Source organism: Hathewaya limosa, assembly GCF_030815255.1.
GTDB classification, from domain to species: Bacteria; Bacillota; Clostridia; order Clostridiales; family Clostridiaceae; genus Hathewaya; species Hathewaya limosa.
This window is the reverse complement of the sequence record NZ_JAUSWN010000053.1, coordinates 1-1,392: the sequence shown is the minus strand read 5'-3', so window position 1 is coordinate 1,392 and position 1,392 is coordinate 1. Positions and strand designations below refer to the sequence as shown.

The following is a 1,392-nucleotide window of genomic DNA, read 5'->3' as shown; positions in this document are numbered from 1 at the left end:
AATGCATGTTGAAATGATTAAAGGAGTAATCCGCTTTGAGATGGACCCGCGGCGCATTAGCTAGTTGGTGAGGTAACGGCTCACCAAGGCGACGATGCGTAGCCGACCTGAGAGGGTGATCGGCCACATTGGGACTGAGACACGGCCCAGACTCCTACGGGAGGCAGCAGTGGGGAATATTGCGCAATGGGGGAAACCCTGACGCAGCAACGCCGCGTGAGTGATGACGGTCTTCGGATTGTAAAGCTCTGTTTTCAGGGACGATAATGACGGTACCTGAGGAGGAAGCCACGGCTAACTACGTGCCAGCAGCCGCGGTAATACGTAGGTGGCGAGCGTTGTCCGGATTTATTGGGCGTAAAGCATGCGTAGGCGGATACTTAAGTGGGATGTGAAATCCCGGGGCTCAACCCCGGTGCTGCATTCCAAACTGGGTATCTAGAGTACAGGAGAGGAAAGCGGAATTCCTAGTGTAGCGGTGAAATGCGTAGAGATTAGGAAGAACACCAGTGGCGAAGGCGGCTTTCTGGACTGTAACTGACGCTGAGGCATGAAAGCGTGGGTAGCAAACAGGATTAGATACCCTGGTAGTCCACGCCGTAAACGATGAGTACTAGGTGTCGGGGTTTCAATACTTCGGTGCCGCAGTTAACACATTAAGTACTCCGCCTGGGAAGTACGATCGCAAGATTAAAACTCAAAGGAATTGACGGGGGCCCGCACAAGTAGCGGAGCATGTGGTTTAATTCGAAGCAACGCGAAGAACCTTACCTGGGCTTGACATCCCAAGAATCCTGTGGAAACACGGGAGTGCCCTTCGGGGAACTTGGTGACAGGTGGTGCATGGTTGTCGTCAGCTCGTGTCGTGAGATGTTGGGTTAAGTCCCGCAACGAGCGCAACCCTTGTTGTTAGTTGCTACCATTAAGTTGAGCACTCTAGCAAGACTGCCTGGGTAACCAGGAGGAAGGTGGGGATGACGTCAAATCATCATGCCCCTTATGTCCAGGGCTACACACGTGCTACAATGGTTGGTACAAAGAGAAGCAAGACCGTGAGGTGGAGCAAATCTCATAAAACCAATCTCAGTTCGGATTGTAGGCTGAAACTCGCCTACATGAAGCTGGAGTTACTAGTAATCGCGAATCAGAATGTCGCGGTGAATGCGTTCCCGGGCCTTGTACACACCGCCCGTCACACCATGAGAGTTGGTAACACCCGAAGTCCGTGAGGTAACCGCAAGGAGCCAGCGGCCGAAGGTGGGATCGATGATTGGGGTGAAGTCGTAACAAGGTAGCCGTAGGAGAACCTGCGGCTGGATCACCTCCTTTCTAAGGAGAATTCTATAAGACGATGTTCTTATAGTAGCGAGTATCTACTCTGTTTAATTTTGA

At 52.0% G+C, this 1,392-nt stretch carries 1 rRNA gene; it reads left to right on the top strand.

From position 1 onward, the window contains the following. A 16S ribosomal RNA gene (locus QOZ93_RS13995) occupies window positions 1-1,329 on the top strand; the annotation flags it as partial. Window positions 1,330-1,392 lie beyond the last annotated feature (63 nt).